Annotated in this window: 21 protein-coding genes and 1 pseudogene; 15 read left to right on the top strand and 7 right to left on the bottom strand. The window is 37.6% G+C overall.

The annotated features are described in order from the left end of the window. Positions 1-73: 73 nt before the first annotated feature. From BMSHG_RS05825 to BMSHG_RS05810, 4 genes are all read left to right on the top strand, one after another. On the top strand, positions 74-469 hold the full coding sequence (locus tag BMSHG_RS05825) for a VOC family protein (RefSeq protein WP_019153501.1): 396 nt from the start codon (positions 74-76) through the stop codon (positions 467-469). 136 nt (positions 470-605) lie between these two features. After that, entirely contained in the window at positions 606-1232 is a 627-nt protein-coding gene (locus tag BMSHG_RS05820; RefSeq protein ID WP_019153500.1) for a TetR/AcrR family transcriptional regulator, read from the top strand. Positions 1233-1235: 3 nt separating this feature from the next. After that, positions 1236-2129 (top strand): ABC transporter ATP-binding protein, encoded by an 894-nt coding sequence (locus BMSHG_RS05815; protein ID WP_019153499.1) that lies wholly within the window; start codon positions 1236-1238, stop codon positions 2127-2129. Next, a complete protein-coding gene (locus tag BMSHG_RS05810; protein ID WP_019153498.1) occupies positions 2129-3730 on the top strand; it encodes an ABC transporter permease in 1602 nt (533 codons plus the stop codon). Before BMSHG_RS05815 ends, BMSHG_RS05810 begins: the two co-directional genes overlap by 1 nt. Positions 3731-3800: 70 nt before the next feature. Here the strand turns inward: BMSHG_RS05810 and BMSHG_RS05805 are convergent, their stop codons facing one another. The 3 genes from BMSHG_RS05805 to BMSHG_RS05795 form a co-directional block, all read right to left on the bottom strand. Then, entirely contained in the window at positions 3801-4520 is a 720-nt protein-coding gene (locus tag BMSHG_RS05805; protein WP_019153497.1) for an EAL domain-containing protein, read from the bottom strand. 42 nt (positions 4521-4562) lie between these two features. Continuing rightward, complete coding sequence (locus BMSHG_RS29010) at positions 4563-5192, bottom strand: response regulator transcription factor (protein WP_019153496.1); 630 nt, start codon at positions 5190-5192, stop codon at positions 4563-4565. Between the two features lie 162 nt (positions 5193-5354). Continuing rightward, entirely contained in the window at positions 5355-7112 is a 1758-nt protein-coding gene (locus tag BMSHG_RS05795) for a methyl-accepting chemotaxis protein (RefSeq protein ID WP_019153495.1), read from the bottom strand. A gap of 443 nt (positions 7113-7555) precedes the next feature. Between BMSHG_RS05795 and BMSHG_RS25775 the strand changes: the two genes are divergently transcribed. Further along, the gene (locus BMSHG_RS25775) at positions 7556-8146 is read left to right on the top strand and encodes a 3'-5' exonuclease (RefSeq protein WP_019153494.1); all 591 of its coding nucleotides are present in this window, start codon (positions 7556-7558) and stop codon (positions 8144-8146) included. Position 8147: 1 nt separating this feature from the next. Here the strand turns inward: BMSHG_RS25775 and BMSHG_RS05785 are convergent, their stop codons facing one another. Then, positions 8148-8861 carry a class I SAM-dependent methyltransferase gene (locus tag BMSHG_RS05785; RefSeq protein WP_019153493.1) on the bottom strand — a complete coding sequence of 238 codons (714 nt, stop codon included), beginning with the start codon at positions 8859-8861 and terminating at the stop codon, positions 8148-8150. Between the two features lie 458 nt (positions 8862-9319). Further along, complete coding sequence (locus tag BMSHG_RS05780) at positions 9320-9886, bottom strand: TetR/AcrR family transcriptional regulator (protein ID WP_019153492.1); 567 nt, start codon at positions 9884-9886, stop codon at positions 9320-9322. Between the two features lie 152 nt (positions 9887-10038). Between BMSHG_RS05780 and BMSHG_RS05775 the strand changes: the two genes are divergently transcribed. The 10 genes and pseudogenes from BMSHG_RS05775 (at position 10039) to BMSHG_RS05730 (ending at position 23776) form a co-directional block, all read left to right on the top strand. Beyond that, positions 10039-12096, top strand: a complete 2058-nt coding sequence (locus BMSHG_RS05775; RefSeq protein ID WP_019153491.1) for an efflux RND transporter permease subunit — start codon at positions 10039-10041, stop codon at positions 12094-12096. 2 nt (positions 12097-12098) lie between these two features. Next, positions 12099-13922 carry a hypothetical protein gene (locus BMSHG_RS05770; RefSeq protein WP_019153490.1) on the top strand — a complete coding sequence of 608 codons (1824 nt, stop codon included), beginning with the start codon at positions 12099-12101 and terminating at the stop codon, positions 13920-13922. A gap of 168 nt (positions 13923-14090) precedes the next feature. Next, complete coding sequence (locus BMSHG_RS05765) at positions 14091-15098, top strand: LacI family DNA-binding transcriptional regulator (RefSeq protein ID WP_019153489.1); 1008 nt, start codon at positions 14091-14093, stop codon at positions 15096-15098. A gap of 281 nt (positions 15099-15379) precedes the next feature. Continuing rightward, positions 15380-16285 carry a dihydrodipicolinate synthase family protein gene (locus BMSHG_RS05760; RefSeq protein ID WP_019153488.1) on the top strand — a complete coding sequence of 302 codons (906 nt, stop codon included), beginning with the start codon at positions 15380-15382 and terminating at the stop codon, positions 16283-16285. Positions 16286-16307: 22 nt separating this feature from the next. Further along, positions 16308-17330 carry a TRAP transporter substrate-binding protein gene (locus BMSHG_RS05755; RefSeq protein ID WP_235776310.1) on the top strand — a complete coding sequence of 341 codons (1023 nt, stop codon included), beginning with the start codon at positions 16308-16310 and terminating at the stop codon, positions 17328-17330. A gap of 85 nt (positions 17331-17415) precedes the next feature. After that, complete coding sequence (locus BMSHG_RS05750) at positions 17416-17925, top strand: TRAP transporter small permease (RefSeq protein WP_019153486.1); 510 nt, start codon at positions 17416-17418, stop codon at positions 17923-17925. 1 nt (position 17926) lies between these two features. After that, positions 17927-19195, top strand: a complete 1269-nt coding sequence (locus BMSHG_RS05745) for a TRAP transporter large permease (RefSeq protein ID WP_019153485.1) — start codon at positions 17927-17929, stop codon at positions 19193-19195. Positions 19196-19218: 23 nt separating this feature from the next. Further along, on the top strand, positions 19219-20199 hold the full coding sequence (locus BMSHG_RS05740; protein ID WP_019153484.1) for a phosphoglycerate dehydrogenase: 981 nt from the start codon (positions 19219-19221) through the stop codon (positions 20197-20199). Positions 20200-20301: 102 nt separating this feature from the next. Beyond that, positions 20302-22085, top strand: a pseudogene (locus BMSHG_RS25770) (L-fucose isomerase). Positions 22086-22114: 29 nt separating this feature from the next. Next, positions 22115-23776 (top strand): ribulokinase, encoded by a 1662-nt coding sequence (locus BMSHG_RS05730; RefSeq protein ID WP_019153481.1) that lies wholly within the window; start codon positions 22115-22117, stop codon positions 23774-23776. A gap of 51 nt (positions 23777-23827) precedes the next feature. Here the strand turns inward: BMSHG_RS05730 and ribH are convergent, their stop codons facing one another. Both ribH and BMSHG_RS05720 read right to left on the bottom strand, forming a co-directional pair. Beyond that, on the bottom strand, positions 23828-24295 hold the full coding sequence (gene ribH / locus BMSHG_RS05725; protein ID WP_019153480.1) for a 6,7-dimethyl-8-ribityllumazine synthase: 468 nt from the start codon (positions 24293-24295) through the stop codon (positions 23828-23830). Positions 24296-24334: 39 nt separating this feature from the next. Further along, the gene (locus BMSHG_RS05720) at positions 24335-25531 is read right to left on the bottom strand and encodes a bifunctional 3,4-dihydroxy-2-butanone-4-phosphate synthase/GTP cyclohydrolase II (RefSeq protein ID WP_019153479.1); all 1197 of its coding nucleotides are present in this window, start codon (positions 25529-25531) and stop codon (positions 24335-24337) included. Positions 25532-25537: the final 6 nt, after the last annotated feature.

The following is a 25537-nucleotide window of genomic DNA, read 5'->3' as shown; positions in this document are numbered from 1 at the left end:
TTTTCCGATACTAAAAGGAGTACAAACATGATTAGGAGAATACATAAGGTATCAATCTATTAGGAGGGAAATGATGGGACGATTAATTCATTTTGAAATTCATGTGAATGACATGGAGAGGGCGAAGAATTTTTATGGAGAAGTATTTAGGTGGACCTTTCAAGACTGGAGCGATTATGCAGGAGTCCCATATTTTGGCGCTGTGACAGGACCAGACAGTGAGCTAGGGATCAATGGAGCCCTCATGAAACGTCAAGGACCTCCACCAGAACCAGGTAAAGCGATGAATGGTTTTGCATGCACAATGGAAGTGGAAGATTATGATTCTACTGAAGCAAAAATTCTTGAACTTGGTGGTAAGGTAGCGTTGCCAAAGCACGCTCTACCAGGAATGGCCTGGCAAGGATATTATGTGGACACAGAAGGAAATACTTTTGGGATTCACCAAACAGATGAAAACGCAAAATAAGAGAGGAGACCTTTTCCATTATGGAGAGGGTCTTTTATTATGACATATGTTAGATTATCCTAAAAATAAAATTGACCACAATGGTCATTCGTGTTAAATTTGACTCAAGTGGTCAATTATTAGAAAGGAGTTAAGAATGAATCATTTAAAATTTCACAGTTTGCCAAGTGAAAAACAAGTTCGAATTATAAATGCAGCGATGAAACAATTTGTCCAAAGTGGATATGAAAAGGCATCTACGAATGAAATCGTTAAGGATGCACAAATTTCAAAAGGTTCACTATTCAATTATTTTAATAACAAAAAAGACTTATATTTGTATTTGATCGAAAACGCTTTAAAAATTGTCGATGTGATTTTTGCAGAAGTAGACATCGGCGAAAGGGATCTGTTTAGACGCCTTAGTCAAATTGGCTTTATTAAGCTGAAAATTCAACAGAAATATCCACTTGTGTTTGATTTTCTTAAATCGACACAACTTGAGGATGCTGCTGAGGTTAAGAATGAAATTTCCCCTATCATGGGGAGTATTCTTGATAGTTCCTTAAATAGGATCTACGAAAATATCGATTTCTCGAAGTTTCGTCCAGATGTGAGTCCGGAAAAAGCCCTGCAAATTCTTAATTGGACGATGATGGGTTTTGCTGAAACTCAAATGGAGAAAATAAAGACTTTCGAAAATATAGGCATGGAGCTAATGGATGAATGGAATGGTTATATGGAAATTCTCAAGCGATCTTTCTACAAAGATGGGGAGGAATAGGTGATGAGCTTATTAAAAGTAAGCAATTTAACAAAGAAGTTTGGAAAGTTTACAGCTTTAGATGGAGTAAATCTTGAAGTCAATAGTGGTGAAATTGTTGGCTTTATCGGTCCGAATGGGGCGGGAAAATCAACGACGATCCGCGTTATACTTGGAATTTTAAAGGCAACAAGTGGAGAGGTGAAAATATTCGATAAGGACGCTTGGAATGATGCGGTTGATATTCATAAGCGAGTGGCCTATGTGCCAGGAGACGTGAATCTATGGCCGAATTTAACTGGTGGAGAGGTCATTGATTTATTTGTGAAATTAAATGGCACTGATCATGGTTCAAAGCGGGAGGAACTTATTCAGAAATTTGATTTGGATCCTACGAAAAAATGTAGAACCTATTCAAAAGGAAATCGGCAAAAGGTTGCTTTAGTCGCAGCTTTTTCATCCGATGCGGACCTTTATATTCTCGATGAACCAACATCAGGACTCGATCCATTAATGGAAAAAGTTTTTCAAGAATGCGTGATGGAAGTAAAAAGACTAGGGAAAAGTGTTCTCCTTTCCAGTCATATTCTATCCGAGGTGGAAAAGCTTTGTGACCGAGTAAGCATTATTCGTCAAGGGAAGATTATTGAGTCTGGTACATTGGCAGAATTGCGCCATTTAACACGCACGCAAATATTAGTAGAAACGAAGGATCCGATTACAGGACTTGCTGATCTTGAAGGGGTTCATGAAGTGGAAGATACCGAACTTGGAGTCTCATTCCAAGTCGATAGTGACAAAATGGACTTAGTCATCAAGCATATTAGCCCATTTGGAATTGTGAAGTTAGAAAGTGCTCCACCTACATTAGAGGATTTATTTATGCGCCATTATGAAGGAGTTGGAGGTAAGAGATAATGTCCAACAATTTACTTGCTAAAACGGCATCACTTTCTCACTTTATTTTTCGGCTAGATCGAGTTCGTATTTTTATTTGGGTGATGGCTCTAACCTTTTTTACCATCATTGTTCCGCCTTCACTTGCTGAATTATATGGTTCTGAACAGGAGAGAGCGGGGATGGCCCAAACGATGGCCAATCCAGCGATGACGGCGATGACAGGTCCAGCGAATTTAGAGAACTATACAGTTGGTGTCATGACCGCTCATCAAATGCTCCTTATGACAGCGGCCGTTGTCGGTTTAATGAGTATTTTGCTTGTCACCCGTCACACAAGGGCGGATGAAGAGGATGGGCGCTTGGAAATCCTTCGTTCTCTTGCGATCGGTCGCCTTTCTTATTTGAATGCGACATTGATTATTATTTCACTTACTTGTATTGCTTTAGCTTTAATCAATGGATTTGGTCTCTATGCGCTCGGAGTGGAGAGTATGGATTTAGAAGGTTCTCTTTTATATGGAACAGCACTTGGAGCAACTGGGTTATTTTTCGCAGGTGTAACGGCGGTTTTTTCCCAGCTATCTGATAGCTCACGCGGTACGATTGGATACTCGATCACTTTCCTTTTACTATCCTACCTTTTCCGAGCGGTTACAGATGTGACAAATGAGACGCTATCTTGGATTTCCCCTTTAGCATGGGTCTCAAAGGCTGCTGTGTATGATGCGAATAATTGGGGACCGATGATTCTAATGGTTGTCGCTTCATTGGTGTTGTTTGCCGTAGCCTATTATTTGAACGCAATTCGTGACCTAGGTCAGGGCTTCTTGCCTTCTAAGCCAGGAAAAAAATATGCTTCTCGCTTTTTGCAAAGTCCTATCGGTTTAGCCTTGAGATTACAGCGTACGGGCATTATATCCTGGGCAATTGGGATGTTTGTATTAGGGGCTTCTTATGGTTCAGTGTTAGGAGACCTCGATTCATTCTTTGGAGAAAATGCAGCGATGGTAGAATTACTACAATTAGAAGAAGGAGAATCGATGCTTGAAAGATTCCTTCCGATGCTTATGATCGTCATTGCATTGTTTGCGACGATTCCTCCAGTAATGGCGATGAATAAACTACGCGGGGAAGAGAAAAAGGAACGAATGGTTCATCTCATTAGTCGTGCTGTTTCACGCACCACTCTTTTAGGAAGTTATTTACTGATTGCGGTCGTCAATGGCTTTGTGATGATTTTTCTTGCGGCACTTGGACTATGGTCAGCAGGAACAGCAGTGGTCGAAGGTGGACTGTCAGCTGAATTAATTTTCGGGAATGCCTTTTCTTATTATCCTGCGATGCTTGTGATGATGGGTCTAGCTGTTTTGCTCACAGGAATTCTCCCGAAGTTCACAAGTCTGATTTGGGCGTATCTCTTCTATTCTTTTGTTGTTTTATATTTAGGAGATATCTTCCAATTTTCAGATTGGGTCGGCGACCTTTCACCATTTGGCCATATCCCTCAAACCCCAATGGAGGAATTTTCAATCTTACCATTGTTCGTATTAACCGTGATTGCAGCAGTGCTTACGGTTATTGGGTTCATTGGATTTAGACGTAGGGATATTGAGGGTTGAAATAATGATTTTTCGTACGATACCTACAATGCAAAATCTTGTCATTGTAGGTATCGTTTACAATTTAGTGTCAGGAGTATGATGCTAGAGGTAGAGGTTTCCCTAAATAATACCCTTGAGCAATAGGAACCCCAATGCTTTTTGCCATCTTTAAATCTTCGTTCGTTTCAATTCCTTCTAATACGATTGTTGCATCCTGATCAATAAATTGAATGAGTAGACTGATCAATTTTTGTTTCTTAATAGAATTTGCTAAATCAATCGAGAAATATTTATCAATTTTTACAATGTCAGGTTCGATTTCAAGGAGAGCCATTACCGTTGAATCTCCTTTGCCAACATCATCGAGTGCAATGATGAATCCGTGCTTTTTATACAGACATATCACTTCTTTTAATGCAGAAATATTGCTTCCATTTGCTGATTCATTAATTTCTAAGACGATGGAACTTGTCTTAATAGTTGTTTTCGAGAGGATGTTTAATAATCCTTGGAGAAAACTATTCTCCATTAATGTTGCAGGGAAAATATTGAGAAACAACAACTTATTTTCAAAAAATGTATAATGAGAATTTATCGTTTCAATCGCTTTAAAAATGGATTTCATATCTAGTTCAAGTAATTGATTTGGATGTGAAACGGTTTGGAATAATAATTCCGGGTTTTTAATCGTTTCTGAACGAAGCAAGAATTCGTATCCGATAACATGATTCGTTGTTAAATTGGTAATCGGTTGGATATAATGATTGATTTTTATACTCTGTAAAGAAAAGTCGCTAGTATGTTTCATTTTTTTCACCTCATCATAATAAATTCCGTGAAAAAAATTACCCTAATAAAACCATCTGTGTCTAAAAGCCTTTATGACAGCGTTTGTTCGATCTTTTACCCCAAGTTTTTTAAAAATAGAATTCACATGGTTTCTAACAGTTTTGATAGATAAGGATAATTTTTGTGCAATTTCTTCATTTTTATACCCTTGAGTTAAAAGCTCAAGGATTTCCCATTCCCGAGAAGTTAGTAGTTTAGCAGGTTTCTTAAATTGAACATTGACTAAGTGATAGTAATCATTCAAAAGAATGAACGCCAATTGAGGATGAACGTATTTTTCATCCTTTAAAACCATTTCGATAGCATCAATTAATTCTTCTTTTTCCATTTTGTGATATAAGTAGGCATCCAAGTTTAATCTAAAAAAATCGATTAATTTATAGTTATAGATATTGCCAGTCCAAATCATAACTTTTCGATTTAGGTTTTTATAGTGTTGGATAAGAAAGGTGATATCCGTTTCGATATCAACATCAATGAGAATGATATCTGTAATATTTTCATTTTTTATTAGTATCTCTAGAAAATGGGGGTCATATATTTTCAAAATAAAGTCTGGAAAGTGATCCTGTATGATGTAGATTAATATATCTGTGATGAGAGAAGGTTTTTTAACTATTGTTACGGTCATGACCACACACTCCTAAATTATCTTTTGGAGATTAAGGAAAAAAATTCATATTTACACTTCCTCTATTATTCATTTATTTTGTATAAATTCCAAGTTCTAGTTATCTATCGTACGAAAGAAAGGGTAGTAAAGAGCACTATTTCTTTACTACCCTTCATTCATTTACGTTCGAAATCTTCTTATTAATGCATTGAGTTCTTCTGATAATTTTGCTAGTTCATTAGAGCTTGAGGCAACTTCTTCCATTGAACTGCTTGTTTGCTGAGCAGAAGCTGAAGTTTGTTCAACACTTGCTGCCGATTCCTGAGAAATAGAAGCAATTTCTTCAATCGAGGTATTCATCTCAGCGCTTGTAGATTTGATCATTGTTAAATTATCACGAACGGTTTGAGCATTTGTAACCATTGCATTAACAGCATCATTAATTTTTTCAAAGGTTTCCCCAGTTGTTGTAATTTGTTTCGTGCCTTTTTCGACTTCCGAATATCCACTTTGTAATGAATGGACCACTTCAGATGTATCATTTTGAATGTTTTCAACAATTTCTGTAATTTCTTTAACAGAATTTGCAGCCTGTTCAGCAAGTTTTCTCACTTCATCTGCTACCACAGCAAATCCTTTTCCATGTTCTCCGGCTCGAGCTGCTTCGATCGCTGCGTTAAGTGCTAACAAATTGGTTTGTTCAGCTACATTGTGAATGACTGTAACTAAGTTTGATATTTCATTCGATTGAGTGGCTAATTTTTTGACTTTTGTAACTGAGTCCTGTACGAGTTGATCAATATTGCTCATTTGTTTAACGGATTGTGTCATCAATTGGGATCCATCTTCGGTCAGTTGCAAAACATCATTCGAAGATTGATAAATTCTATCTCCATTTGTATTCGCCGTATCAATACTTTCTACATAGGTCCCCATTGAATTGGAAAGGGAACTAGCATGATGGGCCTGTGATTCTGTTCCAGCAGCAATTTCCTCCATTGCTTTTGCAATTTGGTCTGTTCCTACTTGAACTTCATTTGCGGATTGCGTTAGTTCTTCACTATGACCTGAGAGCGATTGCGAGGCAATAGAAATATTTTTTATAATATCTTTCAGTTTGCGCTGTAACTCGTTTATGCCATTAGCTAGCAATCCTGTTTCGTCATTTGTTGCGATCTGTAATTGCTCAAGTGTTAAATCCCCATCTCCAATATGTACCATATGGTCAGTTACTTGTTTGATAGGAGCAGTTAATTTATTGGCAAAAAGCCAAATGAGCAAGGTACCAATAATAATGGTTGCAGAAATGGTGATGATATTCAGTGTTAAGATTTCCATTGCCGACTTATTAAAATCAGACATATAAGTGCTTGCGACTACAATCCAATCCCAATCTGCATAAGCTTCTGAATATGTAACCTTTTCATCGATTTCATTTTCATTTTGAGGAAGTGGGTATTCATAATAAGTAAATCCACCGCCATTTAACCCTTGTTCAATGTATTCTTGGGCATATTTTGTTCCATTTGAGTCTTCACTTTCCCAAGAATTCGTTCCTTCTACAGATGGATGGGCTACGATATTGCCTTTGCTATCAGCAATAAATATATAACCATTGTCACCCAAATGGAAATTTTCATTTATAGGTCTTGTACCGTCCTCTTGCATTTCTCCGAGAATCGAAACTTTTGCTCGTTCCTGGGCATCCTCAAGTGAAAGATTTCCACTTTTCACTTGGCTGTTTAGTACATCCATGATTTCAAGGGTATGTTCGACACTATTTTTTAAGTTTGTTTTTCCAAGTTCATCTAAACTACTACTACTTTTTTCATAGCTAAGAAAACCTAATATGATTAAAGGAATAACCAATAAAGGAATGGATACGCTTATTAACTTTCTTTTAATCGTTTTCGTGAAGAAGTCCTTAACAATATTCATTTACATCACTTTCCTTTTTTTCTAGGTATATAGGTCTATTGAGCTTCCGACAATATTCAATCTAGTTCAACATGATATAGGATGTTTCGACAATTTCCAATGCTTTATGGCAATATTAAATATGAATTTTTTGTAGGTTTAGACACCTAGAAATAATGAAGTTTTCGTCCATTTTAGTAGGTGGAAAGACTTAATAGTTAGGCGGATAGCGTACACGTCATATTAATAGATATATGGATATTAGTTCTATATACCTATTAAGTGTGAATAGGGAACAAGTCGATAATGAAGGTTTAAACGAATCATCAAGGAGTGAGATTTAAGGTAAATGCTCAGTACAATAAATGGAGGGGTTTCATGGATAAAGAAAATCCTAGTATTCTATTCTTCACCTGTTTTATACTTAAAGAGAATGATTGAACCAAACGAAGGTGGCGTTAACCATGCAAGATTTTATTGCGTTTGATTTTGAAACAGCTAATCGAAATAGACATAGTATATGCTCAGTAGGAATGATCTTTGTGGAAAATGGTAAAATGACGGACTCCATCTACCAATTGATCGACCCTGAAGAGCATTTTGATCGAATGAATATAGCTATCCACGGTATTCGTCCAGATGAGGTCATGGGGGCTCCAACCTTTGATGATTTCTATGATTCTATAAGAGATAGAATTGAAAATAAAATGATGGTTGCACATAACCTGTCGTTCGATGGATATGCTCTCCGTGACAGCCTTTCGAGGTACAAGGTCAAGCCTAGCTATCATCAATTTCTTTGTACGTATCAACTTTCAAGAAGAATCATGCCAGGCTTACCGACGTATAAACTAAATGCGTTATGTAAGTATTTAGGAATTGATTCTTTCAATCATCACCATGCATTAGATGATGCTAGAGCCTGTGCTTCTATTATGTTAAAGCTGACGAATGATTTCCAATTAACAAATTTAGATGACCTATATATGAAAACGAAAATTAGGCCTGGCGAGATTACGCAGACTAATTATCGGTCTTCGTTGGTAGCAAGATAGGTTATGAATTTCCCTTTCGAAAAAGAGCAGCCCATAAGGAAGATACTCCAAAATGATGATGTGGCTGCTCTATTTCTTTCATTTTACGTATTTCTACCATCTCAAAATCTTTAAATATTTGTCGCAACTTTTCTTCACTAAAACCTAGCCCACCTTGTAAACTACGTAATCGGTACACATCCCAATCAGTTATAGCAGCACCACCAAGTTCACCACCTTCAATAAAACAGGTTAGAGCAAAATAGCCATTAGGTTTTAAAGCCATATGAAGCAGTTGAAGATAATTCATTCTTCGATGTGGAGCAATATGATGAAAGCAGCCTGAATCATAGATTAGATCATAAGATTCCTTAGCATAATTGAAATCAAAAATATTCTTTTGGATAAAGTTGACCTGTACGTTCCTTTCAGAAGCTCTTTCTTGTCCCCAAGAGATTGCCTTTTGTGAAGAATCGATCGCATCGACGGTAAAGCTTTGCTCAGCAAAATAAATTGCGTTTCGACCAGGTCCGCAACCAAGCTCAAGTACGTGACCAGAATCGAAAAATCCCTTTTCCAAATAGCTCACGAGGTTTTCATCAGGAGATGAAACGAAGAAGGGAATTTTCTTTTTGCGATCCGAATAAAAATCATTCCAATGAAATTGTGTATTTTCCTGTAATAAAACATCCAACATTTGTAATAGATCCTCGTAATTTTGAATGGATTCTTTCATGAATGTGCCCACCTTTCTATAAGATAATCGTACTAAAGATGGAAGCCTTTTACGTTACAGATGGATTAAATTAAGATGAACTTTAGTTTGAATGATTTGTTCTAGGTTAGCTTTGTAATCACTTTAGAGATACATATGAGGATGATAATCGATGGAAAGAACAGTTTTAGTAGGATAGGATAAGTAGGAGCTTTAAAAGTCTAGAGAGCGAAGAACGAAGAATGAGCAATGGGGAAAAATTTGAATTCCACTTTTAATGTTACAAAAATTACAAAACTGTTACATTCAAAAGGTGAAGGATTTTAATTCCAGTGCATTAACAGGACAATTCACCATCAATAACGAATACTAATGGCCGAAAAAGAGTGGCTGGAACTACCGCCGGTGATGATTTTCCGTTTTAGAAAAGTATAGTTCTGTGTTGTTACACGCTCAGCCAAAATTTTTGAGCGTGTTTTTCATAGCCAGCCCGAAAATCCATTCTTAATTAGCTTATTAATGACTTCGGCTAGTTCCTTCGGTGTTTTATCCATTCCGTTATTTGACCATTTTCGAATCACATCGATGCTCCCACTTATGATAAAGGTGCTTATGTAATCAGAAAGCTCTGGATCAAGTGTGTGTGCTGCTTTCCAGTTCTTTATGAAGGCTTGATGAGCAAAGGTGCTCACTTTTTTTTGGAAAGTGGTGTCCGTATTTTCATTTAGAAGTATTTGACAAACTTCGTGCTTAGAAGTGAAGTACTCTAACAATCTTTCAATCAATTGGAGATCGTCCTCATCATTTTCATGGGCGCATTGATTTAGGTAACCTGCCATATCTTGAATGATCTCTTCCTCAATTTTATCAAGGAGGTCGAAATGATCGAGGTAATGGGCGTAAAAAGTAGAGCGATTGATATCAGCAAGCTCACAAATTTCTTTTACCGTAATAGAAGAAATTGGTTTTTCTTTTAATAATTTGATCAAACTATCCTTTAAAGCCATGCGAGTATATTTTTTGCGTCGATCTAATTTGGAATTCATGAGTGAGATCTCCTTGAATTTTTGATTTAAACAACAAATTTGATGAATTTGTTGGAAAAAATACAGATGTTGTTAAACTGATTGTTGAATAGGCAACATCATGTTTCTATAATGATATGGTGAATATAAAAATATGGCAAGAGAGGTGAGGGATGATAAATATTGCAGCACGAATTATCAAACATAAAAAATCCGTTGCGATTACATTTATGATCCTGACCATAATATCTACCTTTGCACTCTTTACTGTGTCGGTTAATTACGATATGAAAGATTATTTGCCAGAGGATGCTGGCTCAACAATCGCATTGGACATTATGGAACAGGAATTTGAGGGTGGTGTTCCATCCAATCGTGTCATGGTTAAAGACGTAACGCTCCAAGAAGCGCTTACCTTTAAAGAACAGCTGTCTGCAATTGATGGCGTGTCTGATGTGACGTGGTTAGATGATGCGGTTGATATAAAATCACCGCTCGAAATGGCGGAGCCGGATACGGTGGAAACCTACTATAAAAATGACACAGCGTTATATTTATTTAGTATCCGTCCAGGTGATGAAGTCCAAGTGACACAGGCCATTTATGACCTTATCGGGGAAGAAAATGCTCTTGCCGGTGAATCGGTCAATACAGCAACGCAACAAACGATGGCTGGGAAAGAGTCAATGTTTGCAGCCATGTTATTAGTTCCAATTATCATTATCATTTTGGTCGTATCGACTACTTCATGGGTTGAGCCACTGTTTTTCTTAACGGCTATCGGTGTATCAGTCTTAATTAATATGGGAACGAATTATTTTCTTGGGGAAGTTTCTTTCGTTACCCAGTCAGTGGCACCTATTCTACAATTAGCTGTTTCACTGGATTATGCGATTTTCCTACTTCATAGCTTTTCAGATTATCGGAAAAAAGTTGCCGATCCACATGAAGCGATGGAGCTTGCAATGAAAAAGTCATTTTCAGCGATAGCAGCTAGTGCATCAACGACCTTTTTTGGGTTTATCGCACTGTCCTTTATGGAATTTGAAATTGGTTCAGACTTAGGGATTAACTTAGTCAAAGGTATTCTATTAAGCTTCATAAGTGTCATGGTATTTTTACCAGCACTTACGCTTCTTTTCTTTAAATGGATTGATAAAACACAGCACAAACCTTTACTTCCTAGCTTTAAAAAAATGGGGAATGGGGTTGTCAAAATTAGGCTGTTCAGTTTTATTTTTGTTCTTCTATTGATTGTCCCAGCCTTCTTGGCACAAAGTAAAACAGATTTTACCTATGGCATTGGGGAGCAACCGGAGTCAACTAGGACGGGGGCAGATATTGTTAAAATTAAAGAAGAGTTTGGTGAGAGTACACCAATTGTAGTACTCGTTCCAAAAGGGGACATTGCCAAAGAAGAGGAGCTTGTGCATGATTTTGAGGAACTCAAACATGTGACGAGTGCGCTTGCTTATGTCAATACTGTCAGTGCAGCGATTCCTCCTGAGTACTTAGATCCATCTATTACGGAACAATTTTATTCTGAGAATTATAGCCGAATCATCTTGCAGACCGAAACAAAAAATGAAGGAAAAGAAGCGTTTCAACTAATCGAAAAAGTACAAGAGGCAGCTAATGAGCATTATGATGAAGATGTCTATCTTGTTGGGGAAAGCGTGACCTTGTATGACATCAAAACGACAGTGGAAAAGGATAATAAGTTAGTTAACCTTTTAACGATTGGAACTGTTGCTTTGGTTCTAATTGTCACATTCCGTTCGATTTCGATTCCAATCATATTGCTTCTCACCATTCAGACTTCTGTATGGATTAATTTATCGGTTCCGTATTTTACAGATTCACCACTTCAGTATGTGGGATATTTATTGATCAGCATTATTCAGCTCGCAGCGACAGTCGATTATGCGATCTTGCTGACAGATGCATATAAAGAGTACAGGAAAGAAATGTCGGTTATTCAAGCCGTTCGGAAAACGATTGATGATAAAATATTCTCGATTGGAATTTCCGCTTCGATTTTATCGAGTGTCGGCTTCATTTTATGGATCACGTCGACCAATCCAATTGTTGCCTCTATTGGGCTATTGTTAGGTCGAGGAGCATTGCTTGCGTTTATTTTAGTCGTATTTTTCTTACCGGCGATGCTGGTGATTTTTGATAAATTGATTATGAAGACTACTTTGAAAGCAAATTTTTATAAGGAGCAATGATGATGAGGAGAATAAAGAAAATTTTATTTGTCTTTGTAGCGATTCTTTTATTGCTTCCTTCCTTTCTTGTGACGGCTGCTACAAATACAAGTAAGTCGGAAGATGATGTTTCTTCTCAGGAAGGAACTGTCTCTTCAAAGGATGAAGTTGTCTATGCAAAGCTAAGCGCTACGGGGGAAAGACAAGAGATCTATGTCGTCAACATTTTGGACGTAGAAAAAGAGGGGACAGTCATTGATTTCGGGCGTTATTCTAATTTGAAAAATTTAACGGATTTAGCCGAACTCAATCAGCAAAATGATGCAGTTGAATTTACCGCTCCTAAGGGAAAATTTTACTATCAAGGAAATATTGATGAACAACCGTTACCATGGGATGTTTCCGTATCGTATCTGTTAGATGGAAAAGAGATGACCCCAGAAGAGCTTGCGGGAAAAGACGGGCATGTACAAATCAGAATTAAGACTTCTGCTAATGAGGAAGTAGACCCTGTCTTTTTCCAAAATTATTTATTGCAGGTTTCACTTTCTTTAGATTTAGAGATCTATCGTAATATTGTGGCACCAGATGGGATGCTTGCGAATGCGGGTAAAAACAAGCAAATAACTTTTACAGTCATGCCTGAAAAAGAAGAAGACTTACTTGTTGAAGCGGATGTTCAAGGTTTTGAACTTGAAGGCATTGATATATCAGCAGTTCCGTCATCAATGGCGATAGATTCCCCAGATATCGATGAAATGGTCGGAGATATGGAATCTTTAACAGATGCGATAGAAGAGGTCCATAATGGGGTTGGGGAACTTGAATCAGGTGTCTCAGAATTAAATTCAGGAGTGAAAGAGCTCCGCACGGGTTCTGCAGAATATCAAGAAGGAATGAAGATAGTTTCTGCTTCATCTTCTGAATTAATTGGTGCCTCTAAGCAAATTGATGAAGCTCTTGTGTCGTTGAATCAAGCGTTAAGTGGTAATTCAGAAGAGATGAATCTTGGGGGGTTAAATGAGCTTCAAGATGGACTTCTCCAAATAGCGGGAAGATTAAAAGAAACGTCAACAGGACTTTCGACGTTAAAGAAAAACTACGCTACTTCATATCAAGCCTTAGACGGTGCGATGAATGCCATTCCAGCTCCTGAGATTTCTGAAACACAAATTCAAGAGCTATATGGTAGCAATGCTGACCCTAATGTGTTAAACCAATTAATTGATACTTATTCTGCTGCACTTCAAGCAAAAGGGACTTATTCAGCTGTAAAAGCTGCTTTTGATGCGGTGAATTCAACATTGGAACAGGTAAGCGGCGGTCTTCTAGAGATAGCTACCCATCTTGAAACGATGGCAGAGGGTATTTCGTCTTCTCTAGAAAATAACGAAATGACAGATTCATTTGCACTTTTACAAAAAGGAATTAGCGATCTTTCCACAAATTATAAAGAATTCCACTCTGGATTAGTCGGTTATGCAGGTGGTGTAAGTCAGTTATCTAGCTCTTACGATATGCTCGATAGCGGTATTGCTGATTTATCAACGGGAACTGGCGAATTAGAAAATGGTGTCAGTGAGCTTCACGACGGTACAGGGGAACTGAAAGATGCGACAAGCGATATTCCTGAGCAAATGAAAGAAGAAGTCGATCAAATGATGGCAGAGTACGACAAGTCTGACTTTGAACCAGTATCATTCGTGTCAGCAGAAAACGAAAACATCAATTCTGTCCAATTTGTTCTAAAAACGGAAAGCATTAAATACGAGGAACCAGAAGAGGTAGAAGAAATAGAAGAAGAACCACAAGGATTCTGGGCTCGTTTGCTGGAACTTTTTAAGTGATACAAAAAAGGGTGCTAGCTCATACAAGCTAGCACTTTTCTTCATGTTATAGGAGATAAATAACGAAATATTTTGCGAAAAATCATTGACAAATAACAAATGACAGATTATTCTTTTTATTAAGAAGTGCTAAAACGTTTTAGCTAAAAGTTGGAGAGAATATAATATATGGCAACTATTCGTGAAATTGCTGAAAAAGCAGGGGTATCCGTCGGAACAGTTTCTTTTATTCTAAATGGAAAAGGGGATAAAATGAGAATTTCCGTGGCAACCCAAGAAAGAGTTTTGGAAGCAGCAAGAGAGTTAGGTTATTTACCAAGTATATCAGCAAGAAGATTACGAAATTCTGACGAGAAGAAAATCCCTGTTATTACCATATTGTGGACTCTCGATGCAAGGGCATCGTTAATCAGCCGATTTTTACAAGGAATTCAAGAGAAATCTTTATTCAAGGATGGGATGTTTGAGTTACTTATTCAGCCATATGAAAATGGGAAAATCCATGAGGTAGAAAGTTTGCACACTGGTACGAGGTTTAATGGTGCCATTATTGCAAACGCATCCAAGGAAGACCTTGAGTATTTAGAAAGAACAAATTTAAATGTCCCTATCGTCCTGTATCAACGATATTCTGAAAAATACTGTACAGTGAATGTTGATAGCAGATTGACCGGGATAGAGGTTGCAGAATATTTTGCGAGCAAGGGTCATAAAAGTGTCGGAATCGTAGTCCCTGAAATATCTTCACAAGCAGTCGATTTAAGACAAGAAGGTTTTTTAGAGGCTGTGAAAAATTCTGGGATGATTAACTCTCAAATATTAAGAGGAGATTTCTCAGAAGAAGGCGGATATTCAGTTATTCAATCTTTAGTGAAAAGATCTAAGGATTTACCGACTGCTTTGTTTTTCTTAAGCGATCCCATGGCTGTAGGTGCAATACTTGCTTGTCATGAACATGGAATAAGAATTCCAGAAGATTTGGAGATTATCGGTCATGATAATGATGAACAAACAGCCTATACTTATCCGCCATTAACTACGGTTCACCTTCCAGTAGAAGAAATGGCAGTAGCATGCGTCAATCAGTTAATGGAACTTATTAATCATAAAGTGGAGACAACGGGATCTTTAGAATTCAAGACAGAACTTGTTAAAAGAAAAAGTAGTAAATCATGATTTAAGGTTGATGAAAATATTGGCCAGTAAAAAGCTGGCTAAATATTTTTGGTTTTGCTAAAACGTTATAGCATTTGTTTTAAGATTGAAATTTAAAAGAGGTTTCTCGAGTAAGCGGTTGCAACAATATGAAAGCCCTCTCACAATTAGTCAGCGTTGCCCTTTTGAGTAAACAAAATAATAAGAAGAGAAGGCAACTTTCTATCTTTGAGGGGGTGAGTAGTTTTCAGAATAGAATTATAATAAGAAATATCAAAATAGTTAGAATGAAGGAGTTAATAATGAAAAAATTATATGGAGTTACTACAGCAATGGTCACGCCCTTTAACGAGGATGGAAGCGTAAATCTAGAACAGGTGGCAAAGTTAACAGAATTTCTTATTTCAAAAGGTGTGCATTGTCTTTATCCTCTTGGTACTACAGGAGAAATGTTGAAATTATCGGTTTCGGAACGTAAAGCAATTGCAGAAACAGTTGTCAATACAGCGAGGGGAAGAGTAACGGTTTACATACATGTTGGAGATATCCAAGTCGAACATGTATTGGAACTCGCACAACATGCACTTCACATCGGAGCAGATGGCATTGGTGTAGTTACCCCAATTTATTTTGGAGCAAATGAACGTGAGTTGGAAAACTACTATAAATTAATTTCTAATAGTTTACCAGATAATTTTCCAATCTATCTATATAGCATTCCACAATGTGCAGCTAATGAACTTTCAGTAGAAGTGGTTGAAAAACTGGCTAAAGAATGCAAAAACATTGTAGGTATTAAATATAGCTACCCAGATTTTACTTTAACAAGTAAGTATTTAAATGTAATTGAAGGAAATTTTGATGTCGTCTTTGGTCCAGATCATTTATTTTTACCAGCTCTTGCACTTGGTTGTTCTGGTACTGTTTCAGGAATATCTGGTGTTTATCCAGAGCCGTTTGTAGCTCTCTATCAAGCTTTTCAAGAAGGGAATATAGGAAAAGCACGCGAACTTCAGAAACTGGCAACGAAATATTGTGATGTCTTACGAAATGGAAGCAATATGTCATATTTTAAAGAAGCGTTAAAAATGCGTGGTATTGATGCAGGTTATATGAAAGGGCCACAGCTAGATATTACGAATGAAGAAATTGAAAAGTTAAGAAAGAATTTGGTTGAGATAGACCAAGAACTTAGTGTAATCGGGTAAATCATAAAAATAAGGGGTGTCAATGATGAAAAAAGTGTTACTAAGTATTTTATCTTTAGCAATTGTAGTGTTTGTTTCAGCTTGTGGTAGTGATAATGCATCAAATTCAAGCAATGAACAAGATCAATATACAATTCGGATTGCGGGTGGAGCTGTTGGACCAGAGCATTCACTTACAAAAACATTTAACTATTTAAAAGATAAATTAGAGGAAGAATCGGATGGGAAATTTAAGGTCGACTTAAATGTCGCAGGAGAATTGGGAGAAGATAGGGAAATCATTGAAGCGATGCAAATGGGTGAAGTTCAGTTAGCCTCACCGTCACCAGCTGCTTTAGGTGGTTTTAATAAATCTGTTGCCATTTTAGATATGCCTTTCTTATTTCCTGATCGTGAAACAGCTTATAGGGTATTAGATGGGGAGCCAGGTCAGATGATCCTCACGAATTTAGAAGATTCTGGTTTCAAAGGTTTAGGTTATTTTGAAAACGGATTCCGAAATGTTTCCAACAATGTAAAACCAATTAAAACAATTGAAGACATTAAAGGTCTTTCTATAAGGACGATGCAAAATCAAACTCACATTGAAGCATGGAAGCTTTTAGGGGCGAACCCAACGCCGATGGCATTTGGGGAATTATATACTGCTTTACAACAAGGGACCGTTGATGGTCAAGAGAATCCATTTGGTTTAATTGTTGCGAATAAATTTTATGAGGTACAAAAGTATTTAACAGTTACGAATCACGTATATGCTCCAAACGTTATCATCACCAATAAAAACTTCTTCGATGGTTTACCAGAAGATTTACAAGAAGTATTCACGAGTGTGGTGAAAGAAGCGATTGAATATAACCGTCAGTTAGCTCAAGAAGAGGAAAAAACAGCAAGAGAAGCATTAGAAGCAGAGGGAATGGAAGTTTATGAGTTTTCAACAGACGATTTGAAGCAGATGCAACAAATTGTTGAGCCTGTATATGACCAATTTAAAGATGATATCGGTGCAGAGGTAGTCGATACATTCTTAGAAGCGTCTAAACAATAATGGTATCGAGAAAATGATGTCAGGGGAAGACGATTGTCTTCCTTCTACATATTTCATGATAATAAAACCTCTAGGAGGTAAGTATATGAGCATTTTGAAGAAAATTGACAAACATATTGAAGAATGGATATTAGTCACTTTACTGACTGTCTCACTCACGTCGATTACGTTACAGATTTGTATGAGGTTTATATTTGGAAACTCTTTATCATGGTCAGAAGAATTAGCAAGATATTGTTTCATTTGGTTAATTTATATCGGTATTGCATACGGTGTAAAAAGAGCAAGGCATATTACATTAGATATTGCTTTTGATTTAGTTCCTGACACATTCAAAAAAATCCTATTAGTCGTTTCCAACGTACTAGTTGGCATTTTTGCACTTGCTGTTATTTACTATAGTGTATTTTTAATCGAGCAGTTGGCAACATTTGGCCAAACGAGTGCCGCAATGAGGCTAAACATGGTCTGGGTTTATCTTTCTGTCCCGATCGGGATGCTACTGACAATCATAAGGCTTGTTCAGAATACAAGTTACATTATTAAAAACTGGGATTCCGTTCTCACTGATGAGAAGGTAATTGGGGGAGAATAAATTGATTGCAACGATTTTATTTGTATCATTTCTATTTTTTATGCTAATTCGAGTTCCCATTGGATTTTCACTAGGGCTTGCAAGTCTTGTAACTATTTTTTATAGTGGTTCGGTTTCACCGCAATATTTGGTGCAAGGCCTTGTGACGTCTGCAGATTCATTTCCGTTAATGGCAATCCCTTTTTATATACTTGCTGGGGAAGTTATGGGGCAAGGGGGAATCTCCAAAAGACTGTTTGGATTTGCCAAAATTTTTGTAGGCAATATTACAGGTGGATTAGCAATTGCAACAGTCGTGACATGTATCTTTTTTGCAGCTATTTCTGGATCTGGCCCAGCAACAGTGGCGGCAATTGGTGGAATGGTTATTCCATTGATGGTTCAACAAGGATATGATAAAAAATTTGCAACGGCAATCATTGTAGCTGCTGGTACGATAGGGGTAATTATTCCACCGAGTATTCCAATGGTCATTTATGGTGTCTCAGCATCTGCGTCGATAGGTGATTTATTCCTTTCGGGGATTATACCAGGTTTGCTTGTCGGTGCTCTATTAATCTTTTATAGCTATTTTCACGCAAAAGTTCATAAATATCCAAAGGAAAATCAAAAACTTTCTTTCAAGCGAATAATTAGAGAATTTGTGGAAGCTTCATGGTCTTTGGCAATGCCGGTTATTATTCTCGGTGGGATTTATGGAGGTATCTTTACTCCGACAGAAGCTGCGGTGGTAGCAACAGTTTATGGCTTAATAGTCGGTGTTTTCGTATACAAAGAATTAAAGATTAAAGATTTATTCCGAGTATTTAGCAATGCTTCGTTAACAACAGCTATTATTCTCATCATAACGGGTACAGCAACCTTCTTTGGAAGAATCCTCTCCATTGAAAACATTCCAGAGGCAGTTGCCACCTCCATTACAAGTATTTCTGATAACCCAATCGTATTATTGTTACTTATTAATCTATTTCTTCTATTCGTTGGAACGTTTATGGATGTAATCGCATCTATCATTATTTTAACACCTATTTTGATACCAGTTGCGGGAGCAATTGGTGTAGATCCTGTTCATTTTGGAATTATTATGGTAGTCAATCTTGCTATTGCCCTTATCACTCCGCCAATTGGCGGTACATTATTCGTTGGTGTAGGAATATCGAGGCTGTCTATTTGGGAAGTTAGCAAAGCAGTAGTTCCGATGTTTTTCTTGATGGTTTTAGCATTAATGATTGTTACTTATTTGCCTCAAATTAATGTATTTTTACCTTAATCACATTCTTGGAGGATTTGAAAATGACACAGTTAAAAAAGGTTTTAGTAACGGCAACAAATTATTCGGAGTTGTGTAGAGAAGCAAAAATCTTCTTAGAAGAGAATGGCTGCGAAGTAATCGAAAATCCCCATAACCGTCCGATGGCTTTTGATGAATTAAAAGAGGTGATTTCGGATATTGATGCTGTAGTAGCAGGTGTTGATACATGGGATGAAGAGATATTTAAGATCGCTCCTAAATTAAAAATTATTTCTAGATTTGGAGTTGGAGTCGACAATATCGATTTAGAAAAAGCGAATGAATATGGAATTAAAGTGACTAATGCTCCAAGGCTCAATTCAAATGCAGTTGCTGAATTGACAGTTAACCTGATTTTAAATTCATTAAGGAACACACCTAATCTCCATGCTTCAACACAAGAAGGAAAATGGGAGAGATTTGTAGGATTTGAACTAAAAGGGAAACAAGTGGGGTTACTCGGATTTGGCAATATTGCTCAGAGTGTAGCAAAAAAATTACAAGGCTTTGATGTATCTGTCACTGCTTATGATAAATATCCGAATATAGAAATAGCAGATAAGTATAATGTGAAATTTACTTCTTATGAGGAGATACTAGAAAACTCACATATTGTAAGTATGCATTTGCCATATATGAAAGAAACCCATCATTTTATGAATGAAGAGAAGTTCAAGAAGATGAGGAAAGGGTCTTATTTTATCAATACTTCTAGAGGTGGACTAGTGGATGAAAAAGCTCTATATGATGCGCTTAGTACAGGAAATCTAAGTGCGGCTGCAATTGATGTGTATGAGAAGGAACCAGTCAATCCGTCAAATTCCTTATTTGAGTTAAAGAATATTATCACTACTCCTCATACTGCAGCAGAAACATATGAAACATACTATTCTGTCGGATTATTGACAGCAGAGGCGATCATCGCACTCTTACAAGGGAGAAGACCTGAAAATATATTGAATGAATTGGCAAAACAGCAATAATGACAAAAAACGATTACTTGTTGTTATAGAAATTGGGAGTACCAAATCAAATATGGGAATCAAAATTTCTATTAAATAGAGAGAATAGTAGGAGGAATAAACATGGAGCGTTCTGATAGATGGATAGGAGATTTTCCAAAAATAGGTATTCGACCAGTCATTGATGGACGTCAAGGGGGGATTCGAGAATCCTTGGAAGAAGTCACAATGAATATGGCAAAATCAGTTTCGTTTTTTTAAGTGAGCACGTTCACTATCCCAATGGTTCTCCTATTGAATGTGTTATTTCTGATACAACGATAGGTGGAGTGGCAGAGGCGGCAAAGGCTGCGACGAAATTTAGAAAAGAAGGAGTAGATATTACGATTACGGTAACTCCTTCATGGTGCTATCCAACAGAAACAATGGATCAGGATAGACAAACAATAAAAGCAATTTGGGGATTTAATGGTACAGAGAGGCCAGGAGCAGTGTATTTAGCTGCGGCTGCATCTGCTCACAATCAAAAGGGTCTACCAGTTTTTAATATATATGGTCGAGATGTTCAAGAAATGAACGATACTGAAATACCAGAAGATGTACAGGAGAAATTATTGCAATTCACAAAAGCAGCTTTAGCCGTTACGATCATTCGAGGGAAATCATATTTATCGATGGGTTCTGTATCAATGGGGATTGCAGGGTGTATCGTTGATGAATCTTTTTTCCAAAATTATCTTGGGATGAGAAATGAATATATCGATATGAGCGAATTTATTCGAAGAATGGAATTAAATATATATGATGAAGTTGAATTTGAACAAGCATTGAATTGGGTTAAAGGAAATTTAAAAGAAGGCCAAAATGTAAATCCCCCTGAGTTACAGAGAACAAAAGAACAGAAAGAGGAAGATTGGAAAACGGTTGTGAAAATGACGTTAATTGCTAGAGATCTTATGGTCGGCAATTCTAAGCTAGCGAAAAAAGGCTTTCCTGAAGAATCACTCGGACACAACGCCATTGCTGCAGGGTTTCAAGGGCAAAGGGCATGGACTGATTTTATGCCAACTGGCGATGTGATGGAAGCTATTCTGTCTTCTTCGTTTGATTGGAACGGAATCAGAGAACCTTATATCGTAGCTACAGAAAATGACACCCTTAACGGTGCAACAATGTTATTGGGACATCTAATAACAAATGCCGCACAAATTTTTGCGGATGTAAGAACGTATTGGAGTCCTGAATCAGTAAAACGTGTAACTGGTAAGGAACTACTTGGCAGAGCAGCAAATGGAATTATTCATTTGATTAACTCAGGACCGGCAGCGTTGGATGGCACAGGTCAGCAAGAAAAAAACGGTTTACCAGCAATGAAGCCATTTTGGGAAATAACAGATGAAGAAGTGAAAAAATGCTTAGATGCGACTGAATGGTGTCAAGCCGTTGATTACTTCCGTGATGGTGGTTTTTCTACTGATTTTACAACTCGCGGGGAAATGCCTGTAACCATGGCAAGAATTAATATTGTTCATGGATTAGGTCCTGTCCTACAACTGGCAGAAGGATATACAGTGGAACTGCAAGATGAAGTGCATGATGTGTTAGATAAAAGAACGGATCCTACTTGGCCAACAACATGGTTTGTTCCCAATTTGACTGAAAAAGGCGCATTTAAGGATGTTTATTCTGTTATGTACAATTGGGGTTCCAATCATGGTGCCATTAGTTATGGACATATTGGTGGTGAGCTAATAACACTTGCATCCATGCTACGAATCCCTGTTTCTATGCATAATGTGGATGACGAGCGAATTTTTCGACCAAGTGCATGGAGTGCTTTTGGAACAGATGATCTAACCAGTGCAGATTACCGAGCATGTCAAACATTTGGACCATTATATAAATAATGGACTGAATGAGGAAGGAGAATATTCTCGTGACTGAATCTTATGTAATAGGAGTGGACTTTGGAACAGAGTCTGGAAGGGCTTTGCTTGTGAATGTCAACACGGGTGAAGAAGTTGCAACCCATGTTACTTCTTATAATAATGGTGTAATGACTGAATTTCTTCCAGATGGAACACGTTTAGAAGCAGACTGGGCTTTACAAGATCCGAATGACTATCTAGAGGTGTTGTATCGCTCTGTTCCTGAAGTAATACGATTGTCTAATGTTGAACCGGAGAAAATAATTGGAATTGGAATCGATTTTACCTCATCAACGATTCTCCCATTAAATAAGGTGGGAAAACCATTATGTTATGAATCCAAATGGAAGAAACATCCACATAGCTGGGTCAAGCTTTGGAAGCATCATGCTGCCCAAGAAGAAGCAGACAATTTTACACTTGTTGCTACTGAAAGAAATGAGAAATTTTTAAGTAGGTACGGTGGGAAAATATCATCAGAATGGATGTTTCCTAAAGTTTTGCAAATTTTAAGAGAAGCTCCAGAAGTATACGAAGCGGCAGATCTCTTTATTGAAGCTGCTGATTGGATAACATACCAATTAACGAATAATTTAGTTAGAAGTAGCAATACATGTGGCTATAAGGCATTTTGGAGTAAAGCAGAAGGCTACCCAGATGAGTCCTACTTGAAAGCAGTGGATAATCGGTTAGAAGATATTTTCGTAACAAAAATGCGAGGAACTGTTCAATCTATTGGAGAAAGGGCAGGATTTCTTCATGATAAAATGGCTCAGCGTTTAGGGCTGAATCCTGGTATTTCAGTAGCTATAGGTGTTATTGATGCCCATGCTAGTGTACCTGCGGTTGGGGCTGTTAACCCTGGACAGATGGTGATGGCATTAGGGACTTCTACTTGCCATATGTTAATTACTGAGCGAGAAGAAGCGATTGAAGGCGTGTGTGGAATCGTAGAAGATGGAATTATTCCAGGCTATTTTAGCTATGAAACTGGCCAAGTGGCTGTCGGGGATGCGTTTGCTTGGTATGTTGATCATGGAGTGCCAGATTACATTATCCAAGAGGCAAAAAAAGAAGGACTTAGTACGCATGAATTATTAGAGAAAAAGGCGTTAGCTTATCGTCCAGGACAATCAGGGTTAATTGCACTTGATTGGTGGAATGGAAATCGTTCTGTGCTGGTGGATGCAAATTTATCTGGAATGATCGTGGGTCTCACGCTGTCAACGAAACCGGAAGAAATTTATCGTGCTTTGTTGGAATCAACGGCTTTTGGTACGAGGAAGATCATTGAAACTTTCACAAAAGAGGGTGTTGAGGTCAATGAACTTTTTGCTACAGGGGGATTGCCCCAACGAAACCACTTGCTAATGCAAATTTATGCAGATGTGACAAACAGGGAAATTAAGATCGCTGATTCAAAGCAAACGACTGCGTTAGGTTCTGCGATGTATGCAGCGGTTGCTGCAGGAAAGAGAAATGGCGGATACGATACTATTTTAGAAGCAGCAGAACATATGGCAAAAGTCAAAGAAACAACTTTTGTACCGATTCCAGAGAATGTGAAACGCTATAATGTGCTTTATAAACTGTATGTTGAACTGCACGACTATTTTGGACGGAAAGAAATGCCCATCATGCATCATTTGAAAAGTATGAAAAATGGCTAATTAATAAGGAAAATGCAGAGGTATAACACTTCTGCATTTTCCTTTAAGTGCCTAATTAAATTTCGTATAAAGATTTCCCATTTCAATGGCTCCGACTGCTGCTTCATAGCCTTTGTTGCCAGCTTTTGTGCCGGCTCTTTCAATCGCTTGTTCAATCGTATCTGTAGTAAGAACACCAAAGATGATCGGAGTACCACTCTGCATTCCAGTAGCGGCGACACCTTTTGCGACTTCGCTGCTGACATATTCGAAGTGAGGTGTTGCGCCTCTAATGACTGTTCCAAGGGTGATAATCGCATCAAAGAAACCTTGGTCAGCTAATTTTTTTGCAGCAAGGGGAATTTCAAAAGCTCCGGGTACCCATATGATGGTAATGTCTTCATCCTTAACACCATGTCTTATTAATCCATCCTCGGCTCCGGCTAGTAGTTTACTCGTAATAAATTCGTTGAAACGAGAAACTACGATTCCAATTTTTAATCCAGTACCCACTAAATTGCCTTCAATTATTTTTGCCATGATCGATTCACTCCTATAAAAATTTTAATGGTGTTCAAGTTAATCCATGGATAGTAAATGTCCTAGTTTTTCTTGCTTCGTTTTTAAGTAGTGTATATTTTCTTTTTTTGCTGGTATTTGCAGGGGAACACGTTCCACAACTTTTAACCCATAACCTGCTAACCCAGCCATTTTACGTGGATTATTCGTTAATAAACGTAGCTTCCGAACACCGAGATTTCTCAAGATTTGAGCTCCGATTCCATAATCTCGTAGATCAGCCTGAAATCCTAATCTCTCATTTGCTTCAACCGTGTCATAGCCTTGCTCTTGTAGTTTGTAAGCTTTCAATTTATTTATTAGCCCAATGCCTCTTCCTTCTTGTCTCAGATAAAGAAGGATTCCACGTCCTTCCTTCTCAATTTGGGAAAGCGCAGCATGTAGTTGAGGGCCACAATCACAGCGATTTGATCCGAATACATCTCCTGTTAAACATTCTGAGTGAACTCTTAATAGAATGGGCTCGTCTTCGCAAATGTCACCTTTTACAAGTGCAATATGTTCCAAGTTATCTCGTTTACTTGTAAATCCAATCGCTTCAAATTCCCCAAATTCCGTTGGAAGCTGAATGGCAACTTCCCGTTCAATTAATGAATCATGCTCAAGTCGATAGGCGATTAAATCCTTGATCGTAATCATTTTTAAATCATATTTCTCAGCCATTTTTTTTAGTTCATCTACGCGAGCCATCGTTCCGTCATCTTTCATGATTTCGCAGATCACACCGGCTTCTTTAGAACCTGTAAGTCGTGCTAAGTCTATTGCTGCTTCTGTGTGTCCGGCTCGGCGTAAAACGCCACCTTCTTTGGCGATGAGGGGAAAGATATGGCCAGGTCTTCTAAAATCATTTGCGTTAGATTGTTGATCAAGTATTTTTTGCACAGTCAATGCTCGTTCAAAAGCACTGATCCCAGTTGTTGTTTCCACATGATCAATGCTGACAGTAAAGGCCGTTTCGTGATTATCTGTATTTTTATCGACCATTGGATGAAGTTCAAGTTTCTCTGCGATTGGTACGGAGATAGGGACACATATGAGACCACGCCCTTTTTTTGCCATGAAATTAATCATTTCTGGCGTCACAAATTCAGCTAAGCCAAGTAAATCTCCTTCATTTTCTCGATCTTCATCATCACAGACGATAACCATTTTTCCTTTTTTTAAATCCTGTAATGCTTCGTCAATTGGATGGAACATCTATTA

This window comes from Robertmurraya massiliosenegalensis JC6 (genome assembly GCF_000311725.1).
Taxonomy (GTDB): Bacteria; Bacillota; Bacilli; order Bacillales; family Cytobacillaceae; genus Robertmurraya; species Robertmurraya massiliosenegalensis.
The sequence above is the reverse complement of the archived record's forward strand: the minus strand, read 5'-3'. Positions and strand labels throughout refer to the sequence as shown.